Below are 17,894 nucleotides of genomic sequence, written 5' to 3'. Positions count from 1 at the left end.
GTTAGCTTAGGCTTTCGTGAATTATGAGATTGATAACATCGCCTGCGATTTTGGGTCTAGGATGACCATAAGTAATTGTTGCCGATGATTTTGTGTACTTAAATAACCTTTGAAAATATCCGTTATTTTTGACTCATATCTTATCTACTGGCCTATAACTAGGGTCTAGATTGGTTGCTGTTTGCCTTTATCTGCTTTGGACAAAGCATTGATAATGAGCGTATATCAAGCAAGGATAAGACACTCGGCACTACCACCAAAATACGTCAGACAGCACGAACGCATTTATTATAAAGACGCTAAGCTCTATTGGCTTGGTTTCTAATTATCGACAATTTTATATTGCTCGGTAATGCTAATAAGAGCAGCGTGGTGAACGGTTATCAGTGGTATGCATCAAGTTTGCTGAATTTACAGCAACTTATACTTACCAAGGATTCTTATGACTGACATCTTATCTGCAATCGCCGCTGAAAACGGCATCATCGAAAGCACTGACACTCCAAGTACTGATAACAATACTCAAGCGGCTGCTACTGACGCCACTGAAGAAAACAAAATCACCTTTACTGATCTTGGCATTGCTAAGCCAATTCTTACTGCGCTTGATCGCAGTGGCTATACCAATCCAACCCCTATTCAAGAACAAGCCATTCCTTTTGCTCTAGCCGGTCGTGACCTTCTATTGTCAGCGCAAACGGGTAGTGGTAAAACAGCGGCTTTCGTTATCCCTGTACTTGATCGTTTGAGCCGTGCCACTAGCTTTGACAAACTAACCAAAGCACTTATCCTAACGCCAACGCGTGAACTTGCTCAGCAAGTACATGACAGCGTTCGCACTTATTCTAAAGACATGCGCGGTCTATTTTGTGTACCACTAGTTGGCGGCGCACCATACAACGGTCAGATCACTGCTTTGAAAAAGGGCGTTCAAGTAATCGTTGCAACTCCTGGTCGTCTACTTGACCATATCAATGCGGGTCGCGTTGATTTGTCAAACCTAGAAGTATTGGTACTTGACGAAGCTGACCGTATGCTAGACATGGGTTTTGCTGATGACATCAGTGATATCCTTCGTGCAGCACCAATCGATCGTCAAACGATCATGTGTTCAGCAACTTGGGATGGCCCAGTCGGTAAAATCGCTGCTAGCTTCACTAAGAACCCTGAGCGCGTATCAATCAAAGTAGAATCTGCACACATTGAAGAAAAAGTGTACTACTGTGATGATTTTGATCACAAAAACCGTCTACTTGACAAAATCGTTTGTCAGCAAGATATGGAACAAATCATTATCTTTGCTGCTACCAAACGTAGCACTGAAAAACTGGCTAAACAGCTACAAGAAGCAGGCCATAAAGCAAGCTTCCTACATGGTGATTTGCCACAGAGCAAGCGTAACCGTATCGTTCAAGACTTGCGTAATGGTAAAGTAAAAATCCTAGTAGCGACTGACGTTGCTGCACGTGGTCTAGATATCCCAGCTATCTCGCATGTTATCAACTATGACTTGCCGCGTCAGACTGAAGATTACGTCCATCGTATCGGTCGTTGTGGTCGTGCTGGTCGTACTGGTGTTGCTATCAGCCTATGTAGCATGGATGATCGTCCACAGCTTAACGCTATCAACCGTTATTTAGATCGCAAAATGGAAGTATGTGTTATCGAAGGTATGGAGCCTAAGAAAACTTACGTACCTAGCGAAAACAAAGGTAATGGTCGTGGCCGTGGTCGTGGTCGTTCTAACGGCGGTGGCGGTCAAGGCCGTGGTCGTTCAGGCGGTGGCTATGCTGGTAAATCTAGCGGTGGTGGTCAAGGTCGTGGTCGTTCAAGCGACAGTGCTCCAACTGGTCAACGTGCTAGCAACGACAGCGGTTATCAAGGTAAGCCACGTGACACGTCAGGCAAACCAAATGAGCGTTCAGGTGGCAAGCCGTATCAAGGCAAGCGCACTGGTGGCCCAAGCCGCGGTGATAGCAATGGCGTTCCACGCGGTGAGCGTGCTGCAACTGGTCGCGGTCGTCCAAGCGGCAGCCAAGGTCGTCCAGCTGGTCGTTCTGACAGCCGTGGCCAAGGTCGTCCAAACGGCGGCAACCGTGGTAACAATTCGTAATACAGCTATATTTGACGATTTAAATCATTGATTTATTAATCGTCTAAAGATAGCAATAAAAAAGCCAGATACTTGTTATCTGGCTTTTTTGCGTTTACCTGTTTTATATTGCTCAATAACAGGCGTATGACGTTACGTGTCTAGCCATTACCTTGCTATTCACTCTGTCAAATACTACTCAGCAAATCCTAGCTAATAGTCGATGGCTGCTTGCAGGAGTTTTTTGCCTTGTCTATACTGATTTACTTTTGCCCGTTGTCACTCTTGGAGCGCCTTGATGCCTGCCACCTCAAACTTAGCAATCGATAATTTGCCATTAGCCTTTGGCATTATCATGGCCATTATTGGTCTGGTTTTTTATACCCAAGGCTTGCCGGGTAAGTTTTGGCGTCGGTTTTATGCTGTATTGCCTGGTATTGTACTTTGCTGCTTTATACCAGCCACTTTGAATAGCTTAGGCGTGTTTGCCGATGGTATTGGTTCGCAGATTTATGGCTTTACTGCGACTTATTTGCTGCCAGCAAGTTTGCTGTTGATGACCTTGTCCATGGATGTGCCTAAAATATTGGGCTTAGGCTGGAAAGCGATCGCGATGTTTTTTGCTGCAAGTATTGCCATTGTCATCAGTGGTCCAATCAGTTTGGGAGTCGCTAAGTGGATATCGCCTGCGATGTTCACCGATGACACATTATGGCGTGGGTTCTCTGCTGTAGCGGGCAGCTGGATTGGCGGCGCGGCTAACCAAGCAGCGATGAAGGAGCTGTTTGGGGTCAGTGATGATCTGTTTGGTATGATGATTTTGGTCGATACCACCAATGCCTCACTGTGGCTGCTAGCTATCTTAGTAATGGCAAAACATAGCGACAAGATAGACCGTTTTTTGCGCGCTGATACCAGTAGTATTGATAAAGTGGTCAAAGCAGTCGAGAGCTATGAGCGTGATCATGCCCGCCCAGCAACCATCAATGACTTGATGGTGATGTTTGGCTTATGCTTTGCCATGGTCGGGGTCGCGCACTTTGTCGGTGGCCAGATTGCAGAGTTCTTTGCGCCTTATAGCTGGGCCGTTCAGTATAGCTTTGCCAGTTCGTTCTTTTGGATGGTTGTAATTATTACCCTAATAGGCGTTATATTTTCATTCACTAAGATTCGCAGGTTAGATCATGTTGGCGCATCAAAAATCGGCACGGTATTTATCTTTGTATTAATCGCCGCAATCGGTATGCAAATCAATCTGGCTGGTATTGTCTCGCAATGGCGACTATTACTAATCGGTCTGTTATGGATGAGTATTCACGTCGTGATTATTTTTGCTGTCGCCAGACTCATTCGTGCGCCATTTTTCTTTCTGGCAGTTGGCTCTAATGCCAATACTGGCGGTGCATCCTCAGCACCGATTGTCGCTACTGCCTTCCATCCATCGCTAGCACCAGTAGGAGTGTTTTTGGGTATTTTAGGTTACGCAGTAGGGACATTTGGTGGTTATATCAGCACGCAGTTGATGCGCTTGGTTGTATCTTAATACCTAAATTGCCAGCCTCTTAGCAACTTAATAGCATTTCTTGCTAAACAAAACCCGCCTTGATGCGGGTTTTTTATTATTAATGATTGGATGACTTGAGTTATCGTTTTGTCTATCTATGCTATTGATACGTAAGCCTAGCCACAGCCTTGCATAAGTACGTGTTAACCTTTCTGCTAATTAGGAATAAACAACGATTCATAGGAACAATAACGCTATGGCGAACCCAAAAAAATTAGAAGAAAAAACAAGTAAAACAAACACAGTAAAAAATGCCCTTTATAACCCTGATCAAGACAATATTCAGGTCAGAGGCGCGCGTGTACACAATTTGAAGAACGTTGATGTTGATTTACCTCGCAATGCTTTGGTGGTCTTTACCGGTATCTCAGGCTCAGGAAAGTCGTCATTAGCATTTGGTACGTTGTTTGCCGAGTCACAACGCCGCTATCTTGATTCGGTATCCCCTTATGCAAGACGGCTCATTGATCAGGTCGATGAGCCAGATGTTGATTCTATAGAGGGGTTGCCACCAGCCGTTGCTTTGCAGCAGAAGCGGGGTACGCCTTCAGTGCGCTCATCTGTGGGTAGCGTGACGACGATATCCAATGGCCTGCGTATGCTCTACTCACGCGCAGGAGAGTATCCGGCAGGTCAAGGAATACTATATGCCGATGCATTTTCCCCCAACACCCCAGATGGCGCTTGTCCGACTTGCTCAGGTATTGGCCGCGTATTTGAAGTTACTGAAGAGTTGCTAGTGCCAGACAACACCAAGACCATCCGTGAGCGTGCGATTGCGGCTTGGCCACCAGCGTGGCAAGGTCAAAATCTTAGCCGTATATTGACTACATTGGGCTATGATATCGATAAACCATGGCACACACTGCCGAAAAAAACACGTGATTGGATTTTGTTTACAGATGATACACCGACGGTACCTGTCTATCCTGAATACAACATCGAACAAACACGCGATGCGATTGAGAAGGGCGAAAAGCCAAACTATATGGGTACTTTTACCAGTGCCAAAAACTTCATTTTGCACTCTTTTGCTACCACTCAGAGCCCGCGTACCAAAAAACGCGTCTCGCAGTTTATGCAGATATCTGAGTGCCCTGAATGTCATGGCAAGAAACTAAAGAGAGAATCGCTATCGGTTAAGTTTGCAGGACTCGATATCGGTGAGCTATCACAGTTAACATTGACTGAAATGGCGGAAAAATTAGAAGCAACCGCTCGTACTAAGGTAGGCAATAACACACCAAACCGCGAAAAAGCCATCGTCGCCCAGCGTATCGCCAGTGATATTCTCTCTCGTGTTGAAGCGCTGACAAGGTTAGGGTTAGGCTATCTCTCGCTTGAGCGTACCACACCGACTCTCTCTCCTGGTGAGCTACAGCGACTACGGCTGGCAACCCAGATTCGCTCGCAGTTGTTTGGCGTGGTATATGTCCTTGATGAGCCATCAGCAGGTCTGCATCCTGCTGATACTCAAGCATTGCTAGGTGCGTTGGATGAGCTGATTGCCACTGGTAATTCGGTGTTTGTCGTTGAGCATGATGTGAGTGTCATCAGACATGCCGACTGGGTAGTCGATGTCGGGCCAAAGGCAGGCACGCATGGTGGCGAGATTGTCTATAGTGGCCCTGTAGATGGACTTCGTAAAGTTACGCAGTCGCATACTGGTCAATATCTATTTGCCAATGCTACGTCTAACGCACAGTCAAAATCTAACACAAGGCAGCCGGCAGCCTGGCTTAAGCTTGCCAACATTGAGCGAAATAATATTACAGGATTAGATGTTGAGTTTCCGCTTGGGGTGATGACCAGCGTCACAGGGGTCTCAGGCTCAGGCAAATCAAGTCTCGTCAGCCAAGCATTGGTAGAGCTTGTCAATGAAGCGTTGGGGCAGAAGACAGTTACAGAAGCGCCTGTTGGTGAAGCAGATTTACTTGAGCAGGAGCTTGAGTCAGTAACTGGCGGTGAGATCTTCGCTGGCATGGAGCACGTCCGTCGGCTTATTAATATCAATCAAAAAGCAATTGGTCGTACACCGCGATCTAACTTGGCAACCTATACGGGCTTGTTTGACGATGTACGCAAGCTGTTTGCAGCGACCAAGCAAGCAAAAGCGCAAGGCTATGATGCTGGCAGGTTCTCATTTAATACGACTAAAGGCCGATGCCCAAATTGCGAAGGTTTAGGGTTTGTCAGTGTTGAGCTGTTGTTTTTGCCAAGTGTCTATGCGCCTTGTCAGGTATGTCATGGTCAACGCTATGACGAGGAAACACTAGCAATCACTTATCGAGACAAAAACATCGCTGAAGTATTGAACTTAACGGTTGAAGCGGCTCATGAGTTTTTTGTTGATGAAGCACCTATTTTGCGTGCATTAGAGGCATTGCTACAAGTTGGACTTGGTTACTTACGTCTGGGTCAGCCTGCCACCGAATTATCAGGCGGCGAAGCACAGCGTATTAAACTTGCTACCGAGCTGCAACGCACGCAGCGAGGCGACACGCTATACATATTGGATGAGCCAACCACTGGCCTACACCCTGCTGACGTGTCTATGCTGATGACGCAGCTGAACGGTCTTGTCGACGCGGGCAATACTGTCATCATGGTTGAACATGATATGCAGGTGGCAAGCAATAGCGACTGGATCATTGATATTGGGCCAGGGGCAGGGGATGCGGGCGGGGTAATCGTCGCTCAAGGTACGCCATACGACGTTGCCCAATCAAAAGACAGTCGCACCGCACCGTTCTTATCAGTCTAATGAAAATATAATTCTGCGCTAATATGCTTCACTTGAATGAGTATTAGAAATAGAATTTTTCTAATACTCATTTTTTATAAATATAAATAAATATCTATGCAGGTGTCTCTTGCTGCACTTGCAAACGCTCAATCCTATCTAGATAACTATGTCCCAATTCTGGCTCTGCCGAGGCTATCCAAGCGGCATATCCTGCCAGCGTATTTAAAGTCTCATCTGCGCGTAATTTGCCACCTGACTCTAGTTTATGAACGGCTGCACGCAACATTTTTTTGATTTGACGAGATACTCTAGGTATGCCTTGTCCATTGACCACCATGCCTGTCACTTGTTGCTGATTGCCTTTACGAATCACGCGTGTCTTGTCGTTATTCAGCGCAAAACCTTCTTCGCGTAAAATTTTATGGACTGAGCCGAGCAGTTGCCCGATTAGCTTATTGTGCTGCGTATCGGCTTGTTTCTTTGCGATGCTGGTCGTGGCTTTAATCGTTGTTTTAGCCTTCGATTTGGGTTTGGTGTCTTCAATAGCGGGAACACTAAAGGTCAAGTCATCGGCGTAACGGCTATAACGTAGCCCCAACTTTTCTGCCAACCCTGTCAAGCGGCGATCAAGATTTAGGCAAACGATGTTTGTTAATGCAGGACTGGTAGGCGCGCCTTGTGGCAAGGCTCTATCACCTAATGCCACATAGTAGGTAACGCCATCTTGCTGTACCACTTGTCTGGGCGACTCCGTACAGAGTAATGCCAGTAATGTCGAAATTTGCTCTGGGTAGCCAGCATGACGAAAGACCCCTTTGACACGGCGCCAGCTCACGCTAGGAAAAAAATCTTTGACATCCAACTTGATGAGCAGATCGCTATTGCTATGTACTGCTGCGTTAGTCACGATGGATTTGCCACGTACAAAGCCATGGGCGGCACCATGTGTCGTTAAGTTATTCAAAATATTGTGCAAAATCCAGCGTTGCACAAACTTCAAACGTGGTATCGGCGACCATATTTGACGCGCTGTGCCATTGCGTTTGGCAATAGTAAAATGCGAATAAGACAGATTGGTGGCAACCTCTCTTTGATAGCACAATCCTTTTAACTGCGGGATGGTAAGGTTAACTGCTTCTGCTAACTCATTATGTTTACGCAGCAGTGGCAGTTTGTTTTCAATCAGCCGATTGGCCGCGTCTTTGATATCCCATTTATCGGTACTGGTATCGTCCGTCCAATATACTTTCCGGCCAAGATAAACCATGTGATGCGCTTTGTATGCTTGCCAAGCAGCTTTTTTGAGACTTTTTTCTTCAGCTGCTTCCTTTTTTAAGGCTTTTTTATAGCGATCCCGTTCTTTTGGGCTCATATTGTCGACAGGTTGACGATCGACCATAAAGCCTTGACTGACTAGCTGCTGCTGAACATATTGGTAACGTCCGCCCGCCAGCTCAATATCTTGCCATAGTTGCTGCCACTGTCGCTCAAAAGGAGTGGGTGCTGGATCAGGGCTGATGTAATCGTTATTGTTGGCTGTTTGTGTGTTCATACATTACATCCCTTGGTTTTCGATAAAGCCTTTGGCTTCAAATCTGGCAATATGTTGTAAAAATGCGGCTTTGGCTTGAGCAGGCTGATTGAACACCAGCTGCTGGCGCGTATCCTTGTCACCTATTGTTTGTTCAATGGTAATCTTCTTATGGGCAATGGTGATGTAAACATAAGCAATAGCGGTCTCTTGTGTGGTTAACGCTTGCGTCTTATCGCTTGCAATTGCATGTGACTGGGCGGTTGGTTGTGCTAAGGCCGTCAAATCAAGTGTCGTTGCAACAGGTAATGTCATTAACGAGCTATGGGTTGCTTTTACTTGTACGCTTTCTTGTTTGTTCTTAGGCTGATGTAAGCGCTTGCTAGGTACGCGTTTACTCAAGACACGAGTGTCATGCCAGCTATCATTGCCGGTGTTATTTGGGTCGTATTGGTTATATCGAAGTCGTAGCGCGATAAGATGCGCGCACACACCATGAGTGAGACGATGCTGCAAGTACTGCGGACAGCTGCATTCCGCCTTGGTAACTAGCCCTTCATCGCCTAATTGCAGCTGGCTGTGATAAGTGCGTCTGTCTTCTTCGACATGAATATCTGCACGAATAGTAATACCTTTGACAGCGACAGTCTGAACAGAGAACTTCTGCACGGCATCCGTACGGCTAATCAAATCAAAGGCCTGTTTTTCTGCCTCATTGTGGTAAGCAAACTGCACCATATCAAGCGGCACTTGGGTCAAAGGTCTGTAGTGATACAGCTGCGTCGCCATCTCATAGCGAATTAAGCCTTGCTGAGTACCTGACAGTAACCATTGCTGCACTTGTGAGTGAGAAATAGGCACAGATTTTAATGAAGCATCTGCTGATAGCGACTTTACCAAATCTTCTATCGTACTAGGAGTATTTGCCAGGGTTTTAATCAATACGGACAAGCCATTATCATCGTCGTTACTATTACTGCCTGATAACCCTTCACTAGCAGCTAATGTATTGTGCAATGGGCGCTTGGGTAGTAACAAGTCAAAGTTTAACGACTGTGACCAATTGGCTTGGCTAAAGCCTGTTATGGCAAAGGTGAAATGAAAGCCTTTACCTTTTAGTGTCCAATAGCTTGGCATGCCTTGACCCAGTAGCGACACCGAAACGCTGCCAGTATGTGGCAACAGACGTTTTAATAGGCTGAGACGACGGCGACCCCATAAGCGAATCAGCTTCGCTTGTTGACCTTGATAGGGCTTTTGCTGTTGGCTAACTTGGCTGGTGACAGTGATGTCAAAAGGTTCTAATATAATCACCGGCAGCTGCTGCGGTCTAAGCTCAATTAATAGTCCACGGCGTTTGCCTTTGATGTCAGCATGCATGCGCAGCTCAAATAGCACGTTGTACAGTGCGATTGGATCTAGATGGATGGTGTCTTGTGGCAATTGACCTGCAGACTGTACTTGTAGCAGCGCTCTGATCCAGCTTTTGGGCACATTGATACGCTTTTCTATGATCTGTTTTTTTACGGTGGGCGTAGTTACTGTACTATCAGTATCTGCTTCAGCGGTCTCTGGCATAGTTTCGAGTAACTGTAAGCCGACCGCTTCATGACCAATGTCTAATATCGTTTGTTGATGATCGCGAATTTTCTCAATACCGTTAAACAAAGTCGCACTATAATCAATGCTTGTTGTGCCAAGGGTAGGTTTAGGACTTTGCTCAAAAATTTCATTGGTCAATGTCAACTGAGCATAGCAGCCTTCATCACGGCTAAATACCTCAAAGCTGACACCTTGCTCATGCACCTGAATAATCGGGTCCAAAATACAAAAAGCCAGTGGGTCATTGTCGAACAACCACGTGAAATAATCACGCTGCGCAGTAAATAGGTTTTTATTGCTGCTGGCACGGCGCATCTGCATAAATACCGTATACGCTGAGCGATCTTTTGGTACATAGCGATAATCACTACTGACCACATCAAACAGCGCTAGCAAACTGTCACGAAAAACAAGGGGAGACTTGACCTTACCGTGGAAGTTAACCTCCGATCGATTCAGCTGAGCAAATAATGCCACATGCTGAGTGTGTTCGGTCGTTTGCGCCTCCGACAGTGAGTCTGACGGTTCGTTAACTTGACTGATTTGGCTGGGTGCGGCGTAGTCCAACTGCATCATCAGACCATCAGTGTTTGCTACTTCTGACTCTGTTTCTGATGCTTGGTCTAATTGATTGTCTATAGTCATTGACTGTCTCCTTCACCCTGATTGCTTTTTTGACTGCTGTCCTGACTACTTTGTGCTGCGATAGATGACGACGGACGCTTTTGCTGTGCTCGTATCATGGCACGTTGCCAGCGGCGTAGTACTTTATAAGCAAGTCTCTGAATGTCTGAGTTTTCATGTGCCATGAGCGTCGTCAGCCATTGTTCAATATTTGGATCATGTAGCTGCCCAAGCGCTTCGATAGCACGGATGCGAACCGTCATCTCCATGTTGTCATTACTTGCACAATGATAAAGTACGTCAGCGTCTTTTGCTCTGATCCACTGTAGTAGCTGTTGGTTGATTGGTATCTCGGTAGACGAGCCCTTATGTTTCAGCGCATTCTTTACTACAGTTATTATGGATTTTTGGGTAGATGTACCGCTTTGTTCAATACGAGCAATCACAGTTCCTAGCAAGGATTGGTTGTCGTAAGTGAGCTGCGATTGAGTTGCTGTCGAGACAACGCTCAACGTTGGCACGATGCTTGATAGCATCTTATCTTCAGCGACAGGTCTAGCCAGCAATGCTAACAGCGCTTGCTGCCACCAACCGCTAATAGTCGTAGAGAGCAGTGGAATAGAGGTGATGATCAATGGTTGACGAGCATCATTGAGCCACTCAAGCATTGCCGCGATCTGCTTGGCTGCTACTTTATCGACAGCACCTTTAGCAGTTGTGATAGAAACATGACGCATGATTAACCACACCAGTTGCGAGATGGTGGTGCGTACTTGCTCAACCATGCTAATCCACTGACTATTATTGATGGTCGTTGGACTGCGGTTGATGGTATCGATAAGCGTGTGCCATTGCTCGCTTGCAGTGTCAAAACGCTGCTGCAACATCGCAACCATCTCTTTATCAAGATAGCTGGTCGGATATTGGGTCAGATAGCACAGTCCAATATGCTGTGTCAGTGTGTTACTACTGGTAATCAACGCGGTAAGCTGCGATGTTGGCATATCTTGCTTGGCTATAATGGCATTTTGCAGTGCCATCAGGGTATCGGCTGGCAAGTGCTCACCATGCGGCGTGATGAACGTTGCCAGCTCATCGATGCTGCTATTATCAATAATACGCTTTAGGCTCAAACGCTCCGTCTCTTCTACAAAGTCATTATTATGGCTTTGGATGGCTGCCCAATCATAAGGATAAATCTGCGATGCGAGACTGCCCCAGGTTTTCTGTGCCGCAGTATAAGCCACCATGAGCACAGCACGATCTAGGTTGTTTTGCTTTAAGATATCTAAAATTAATGCTTTATTGGCATCGTTATCATTCATCTGCAGTAGCCATACCGCATGCCTTTGCGGACGGAAGAATATGGCTTTATCGATATGAGTGCGAATATAGCTACGGATTTGTTCCCAAGCAGGCGTTGTGTTGAGCCAGCGCAGTCCATTTAACCAATGAACAATGGCGGGATTGGTGAAATGGACTGCGGGGTCTGACAAGTGCGATTTTAATAGCTCAAAAATATGCGAACTATGCTCAAAGTCACCACCTTGTGCAAGGCAACCTAAGGCTTCGCTAGCCACGTCTTGCAGGTAATGCTCGTCGTCCTCGGCCAGTTTGATTAACTTATCATAGGCTTTGTATAAGGTATAAACCTGTAAGTTTTTATCGGCATTGTCCGCAGGTGAGCTAGCATTAGGCGAGTCAACATTTTGATTGTTATTGCTGCCTAGTAGCTCGCCAATGGCTAACACACTGCAGCTGCGGAACTCAGCATCAGGGTTATAATCGATCGTGGCCATCAAGATATTGACTCCATCAGCGTGACCACACTTAGCCAGTCCTTCAGCCGCCGCAAATTGCACATCGGCGTCTTTATTGCGTAGAGCGTTTTGTAATGAAGCAATGCTGCCGTGCCGTTTTTTGGCTCGATATGCCAGTGCTTCAACCAACTTAAAGGTATGGTTGGCTGGCATCTGCTCGTAGGCTAGCGCTAAAACAGTATCAATGCGTGAGGATAGATCGCTGTCGTCCGATTGTACCCATGCCAGTGACGGTAATAGCTGCGCGGCATGTGCATAATCACTATGAGTCATAAGCGTAGTAAACAGTGACAACAAGACTTGCGAGTTTCTAGGGTGCTGACGTTGTAACCAACGGGTGTCTTCACGCTCATCTAGGTAGTCATCGATGTGCTGATCGTAACCACTGATTTTTACTAAGGTATCAAATAAATATTTACGCTCTTCTTTATTTTTTTCTGGCGTGTGGTCAAACAGATTCTCTAAACGCTGTAGTAATGGCGCAGCCAGATGCGTGTTACGTAGATCAGCGATATCTGAGTAGATAACTTGTTTGGGTTTGTTGATATTTGGATCATCAAGTAAGGCTAATAATCGTAAGTGCGCTTCATTAGCGACCTGTTCAGCAGTCGTAATATCAAAGCTGCCCTCTAAACGAACACCTAAAGTGTTCTTATTAATGAATCGGTAAGACGTAAGTGCATCGACAAGCAACTGCCAGCTACGGTATTTCTCATTACTGGACTGAGCATCTTCAGCAAAATCAAACAAGTCATCAAATAGCGTGCTGTCTGCAAAGAGTACGTCATGAAACTCGACCAGTTGACTCAGTGCTTGATATTTTGCATTCCAATCATCACTCTTCACGGCATACAGCAAAAACGTCAGTTTGTCTTGACGCTGCGCTGACGGCGATTGACTGTTTGCAAAGGGCGTGACAATGACTTGTTTCCACTCAGCAACGATCTGAGGCAGTAGCGACTGACAATAAGACTGTAGCCCAAGTAAGCTGGCTGGCAGATGGCCTAGTCGACCTTTTAGCAGCTGATAGGTCTCTTCTGCTAAGGTGTGATTATTGGTTTTTAACAAATCAATGAGTTGTTGATCAGCGCTACTACTGACAGTAGCTGTATCCGATGGTTTGCTTTGCTGCTGTATAGCATCGTTCTTTACGGTATCTAACAATAAATCCAAGCCGCGTTTTACCATGTCACGGTAGGGCGTGCTCATGGCATAGTCAGCCAGCTTTTTGGCAGGCATGTCCAGCTTATACAAGCATGCCCAAGCCAACTCACGAGTGTCAAAACTACTGTGGTTGAGTAATGGCAATAACACGCGACTGGTACTGTCTCGCCAGTCCTCATCGTTATTAGTGTTGAGCTGCGATGATTGAGTAGCAAGCCACATTAGCCCTCGAATGGCTTGGTCTGTGGTGCTGCTATTAGCATAATAATCATCGCCTGCGCGTATGACGCCAATCCAAGCGCCAAAGGCAAGAGACTGGTATGGATAATGTACTTCCTGACTGTCTTGTTGTTCAGTAGGAGAGCTATCGCCTGTTTGTGTATCGCCTGCTACCTCATCAACTGTGGCTGTAACTGGGTGAGCACTTAACAATGCCTGCAAACTGCGTTGCCATTTTTGTAATGTCTCAAAAACATCGTCCTCATCGTCATAGTAGTCATGGGCGAGTAATTCAGATAAGTTACAAATGACACTAATGGTTTGCGCGCGTACCAATGGCTGCTGATGTCGACTGAGGTTGGCGAGCTGTTGTAAGTTTTCGGTACTGACGGTTGTCAGGATACTTGCTCGGATAGAGGATGTATTATGCGACTGTCCTTTAACACCACCTTTATATGCCGTGTTTGGCATGGCATCTATCATCATCGTAATGACTTCAGAGTGAGAAGATAAAATACTGCCTAATTGACGTGACAAATAATCACTTAGGTACTGCCACGTTGACGATAGTGCTTGCTGACTACTAGGGCGTTGTACGTCATTCGGGTAACGAGCGAGTATATTGGCGTAGACTACTGCCGTGTCATTATCAGCAAAGCTTAATGTTTCTATCAGTCGATTGGGCCTGACAGTGCTGGTAGCGGTCTTTTCAGGAGCTTGCCTGCCACCTTGCAAGCCATTCTGTAAATCATTAAATATCAATAACAGTCTGGCTGCTACTGCATAGGACTCTGACTCAAACAAAGGCTGTAATTGTCGTGCATGTGTAATACCTAAACCGTGCTGCGCTTGAAGCCAATAAACAGGCATTTTTGATGCTACCAGATTGCTATTGTCGATATTGCCATAAATATCATGAGTCAACAAAGCCTGCCCACGCGTATCACCTAGGATAGCCAAACCAAAATTGGCACAATGGCAAATAATGGGGCTCTCATCTTTTTGCCATTTGAGCAGCAGATCAATATCGTTTACAGTCACCATGAGCGTGAGTGTTGGAGCAAGTGATTTAAAATCGGCGTCAGGGTGGTTTAAATATTTATCGTACCAGTTAAGCGCGTTGTATGTTGAGGGATAAGCTAGCTTTGATAAACCAAATAATGCTTGGCCTACATGACTGTACCACTGAGTATATGTTTCACTTTTTTTGTCCTGAGAGGGTATTGGTAGATCTAAGTAATGCTTAAAGACTTGGTACGCTTGCTCATCACTTCGCTTTGCCTGTTCTTCGTCAGCATATAAACGAGATTGGCTGGCCAGCAGTTGAGCGACTGTTAGCTGAATATCAGGATAAGGACTGTTGAGGGCCGCGGTAATTAATGCTTCGTGATGATTCGGTTGATCATCGGCGCTACTATCATCTAGGCTACTGTGATCCGCTAAAATAGTAGACTGTAAGTCTGTCAGCGCCAAAGCGACCGTCAAAGCTTGTTTACGTAGCTCAATACTGTCATCAGCGAACATGGCCACTAGAGCTGGCATCAGTTGTGTCAGCTGAGTCGTATTGGCTCTGGCTTGCACTGTCGTAAGGGCCAGTTGCTTAGTGTCCGCATAAGGGCTGGCAAGTGCATTTAACATGACGTCAGCAAACCCTAAGTTTTTGCTCTGTTTCAATGCGATGTCAAAGGCTTGCTTACGGATAGCGGCAAACGTATCCGCAAAGAACAGGGTCAGGACAGCTTGATTGGTCTTTTGGTGATTCGTTTCTTCAGTGTTATTGGCTTTATTTGTTTTATGCTTCGAGTTCATCGCTAGCAGCAGTCGTTGCCATTCTTCTATCGCCACTTGATGCACATCTTCAAAGAGGCTCTGCTGCAATAGCTCAATGATGTCAACGATAGCGCTATCAGAAACGTTTTTAGAAATAGTGTCAGATGACTGCTTAAATTGGCGGTTTAATAGAACTTTAACCACTTCTAATCGAATACTGGTAAAAGGGTTGTTCAATGCCTGTAGCAATATGTCTGTCATCTCTGACGACATATGAGCGCTTTTATCACTGTTATCACCACTATTTGAGCTATCTGCTGCAACATGCTTTAAAAACAGTGCTAAAGACTGCTCGTGAATGTCTTGATGTTTAGAAGCAAAACCCGTCGCTGCCCAAGACAATGCATTGTCTGCCAATTTGCCATAGGCTTGCATAGCCACTTGTCGCACGCCAGCGTCCTTATCATCTAGTAATGTCGGTAGGACTGCTTTGGCGTCTTCTATATTTAAATGACCAAGCGCGGTGGCGACACCAGCACGGATGATGGCACTGTCATCATGGCTCATCAGACTAATTAGGGTGCCAAACGCACGTTTGTCTTGTAGGCAAGCCAGCGCATAAGCCGCTCGGAAACTGATATCTTCGTGACTATTGCTTAAGCTTTGTAATAAGGGTTCTAACGTGTCATTGCTTAGATTTATAGATTCAGCAGCAGGCTTCTTGGATTTGGCCGTTTTAGCCTTACTCTTAGATGCTTGGGCACTATCTGCTTGCGAGATAAAATCTTGCGTAGATAAGGTTAAACGGATCGTCTCATTGGATTCTGATGGTTTAACACTCTTATCATTGGTCGCTGTGCTGCTAGCGTTATCTAATAGCGTGCCACGCAGTAAGCGAAAGTCATCAAAATCAGTCAGGGTACGCAATGTTTGTGTGTCACCTTGCTTTTTCAACACCTCTATCAACTTGGGTTGAGACAGTAATGAGACATAAAATGCCGTTTGCCTAATCTCTGTATTACGATGATTCTGTAGCAGCATCAACTGACGCGAGACTTCAAGATGGTTTAGCATACCGCGCTGATACAGGCGAATTAACCCTGATTGGACAATGTCTGATTGATTGCAGTCTAATGCCATCAAATCTGCTTGCGGACTGTTCTCTGGCAATAAAGTCTCAAGGGACGCCAATGCTTGCTTGCGAATATTCGCAAAACTGTGTGACAACGCTTCTCTTAAAATAGGTAAAATTCTGCGCTGGCTGGTGGCATCCCTCATCGCAACCTTTAGGTAACCTTGTAACGCAGAAGCCACCACTTCTTCGTAGTAACGGTTTTTAAAGGCTTCTTCTAGATAATGCAGCGGGCGCTTCGCCGTACTTGCGCGGTCGGCCAAGGCATGAAAAGCAGCAAGACGTACTTTTGCACTGTGCGCCGAGCTTAGTTGCTGCTCTAAAACCTGGGCAGTTTTATCAAGATTAGTAGTCGCAACCCACTGTACCAATTGCAATGCTTGGTTAGCCGTGAGCGTGTCGCTATCAGCAAGTAATTTTTTAACCAGTTCTAACGTTTGGTTATCTGCTTGCGCCTGTAGCAGCGCTAGGCCTTCTTTAAACGACACATCGTTATTGTTTGAGGTATCTGTCAGTAACTGGCCGATTTTCTGATAGCCGTCTTTAATGATATAAGTAACTGGCAGCAGCTTACTGTTTTGTGCCGTACTATTTTGTGAGGTGCTACTCTGTGACGCACTTCTAGTATGGTCAATAGGTATGAAACGTAGGCTCTGATCGGCACTGACTACGATGAGCATTGGTTGCTCAGCGTAAGAAGATAAGACGATCTGTCGAGCCTTGGTTAGATCCTCTTTACAGCTGTTTGGTTGACCTTTATCAAATGCCCACGATTTAACACTCTTGTCATCTGCTGCGGTAAATAACCGTGTGTCTGAGACACAAAGCGCCGTGATCATTTCACTGTGTTGGCTAGACTTGGCTCTATCAATAGGGTGCAGGTCGCCTTGGACATGAGTACGGTACAAGCACTTATCTGCACCTGCTGAGAAGAAGTATTGACCGACCGGCTCAAAACAAAGCGCGTTTACTTTACCTTGATGGAGCTGTTTGCGGCTACTTAGATTAAGCTGAGCACCATCTGATGCCCATTGATAGCTACTAACATCTCCCGCTTTATCTGCCACCACGAGCCACGAGCCATCACTTGACGTTGTTAGCGCGGTTAATGCAGGCTCCTTACTTGATGCTGCTATAGAAGACGAATAAGGTTCAATGATGACAGTACTGCTGGCTTGGCTTTCCTGATAAGGCCATACTACGATATGTTTTGGGTATAGAATAGCCAACGCATCTTGTAGTGGTGCCATTGCTACAGCATGGCCTATAGCATTGTTGTTATTTTTAGGTACATCGAGCAAGGATTTGGCACTGGTCTTCTTAACTTTCTTGGCTTGCCAATCCGTTTGATAAAGATGACCATCATCACCAATCATAATAATAGTGCTGTCATCTATTTTGGTGATGGCTTGCATCGCACAAGGCAGCGCAGTTGTCGATAAGCTAAATTGTTCACCTTGTTGATCAAGGACGTATAAGACCGTAGCAGATGCTTGCTGCTGGCGAGTAATAAAAAGACTGCGCCCATCTTGCTTGGTTGTCTTTTGAGTTGCCGCTTGGGTACTGTTGGCCTTACTGACTAAGCCCATAATTTGACCCCAATAGGGGAGTGTTATTGTTTTCATGGTGT

Annotated in this window: 6 protein-coding genes; 3 read left to right on the top strand and 3 right to left on the bottom strand. The window is 45.8% G+C overall.

Going from position 1 to position 17,894, the window contains the following annotated elements:
- Positions 1-442: 442 nt before the first annotated feature.
- The 3 genes from ACQKC9_RS00590 (at position 443) to uvrA (ending at position 6,420) form a co-directional block, all read left to right on the top strand.
- Positions 443-2,113, top strand: coding sequence for a DEAD/DEAH box helicase (locus ACQKC9_RS00590; RefSeq protein WP_427620117.1), 1,671 nt, complete (start codon positions 443-445; stop codon positions 2,111-2,113).
- A gap of 277 nt (positions 2,114-2,390) precedes the next feature.
- A complete protein-coding gene (locus tag ACQKC9_RS00585; RefSeq protein ID WP_427620116.1) occupies positions 2,391-3,635 on the top strand; it encodes a DUF819 domain-containing protein in 1,245 nt (414 codons plus the stop codon).
- Between the two features lie 217 nt (positions 3,636-3,852).
- On the top strand, positions 3,853-6,420 hold the full coding sequence (gene uvrA / locus ACQKC9_RS00580) for an excinuclease ABC subunit UvrA (protein ID WP_427620115.1): 2,568 nt from the start codon (positions 3,853-3,855) through the stop codon (positions 6,418-6,420).
- Positions 6,421-6,514: 94 nt separating this feature from the next.
- Here uvrA and ACQKC9_RS00575 read toward each other — a convergent pair whose 3' ends face one another.
- From ACQKC9_RS00575 to ACQKC9_RS00565, 3 genes are read right to left on the bottom strand one after another with little or no spacing between them, the layout of a single operon-like run.
- Entirely contained in the window at positions 6,515-7,954 is a 1,440-nt protein-coding gene (locus tag ACQKC9_RS00575) for a reverse transcriptase family protein (protein WP_427620114.1), read from the bottom strand.
- 3 nt (positions 7,955-7,957) lie between these two features.
- The gene (locus tag ACQKC9_RS00570) at positions 7,958-10,180 is read right to left on the bottom strand and encodes a hypothetical protein (RefSeq protein ID WP_427620113.1); all 2,223 of its coding nucleotides are present in this window, start codon (positions 10,178-10,180) and stop codon (positions 7,958-7,960) included.
- A complete protein-coding gene (locus ACQKC9_RS00565) occupies positions 10,177-17,889 on the bottom strand; it encodes a HEAT repeat domain-containing protein (protein ID WP_427620112.1) in 7,713 nt (2,570 codons plus the stop codon). The genes ACQKC9_RS00570 and ACQKC9_RS00565 overlap by 4 nt, the downstream gene beginning before the upstream one ends.
- Positions 17,890-17,894 lie beyond the last annotated feature (5 nt).

Origin of the sequence: Psychrobacter sp. NPDC078409 (assembly GCF_050268505.1) — a bacterium.
GTDB lineage: Bacteria > Pseudomonadota > Gammaproteobacteria > Pseudomonadales > Moraxellaceae > Psychrobacter.
This window is presented reverse-complemented; position numbering and strand designations above follow the sequence as displayed.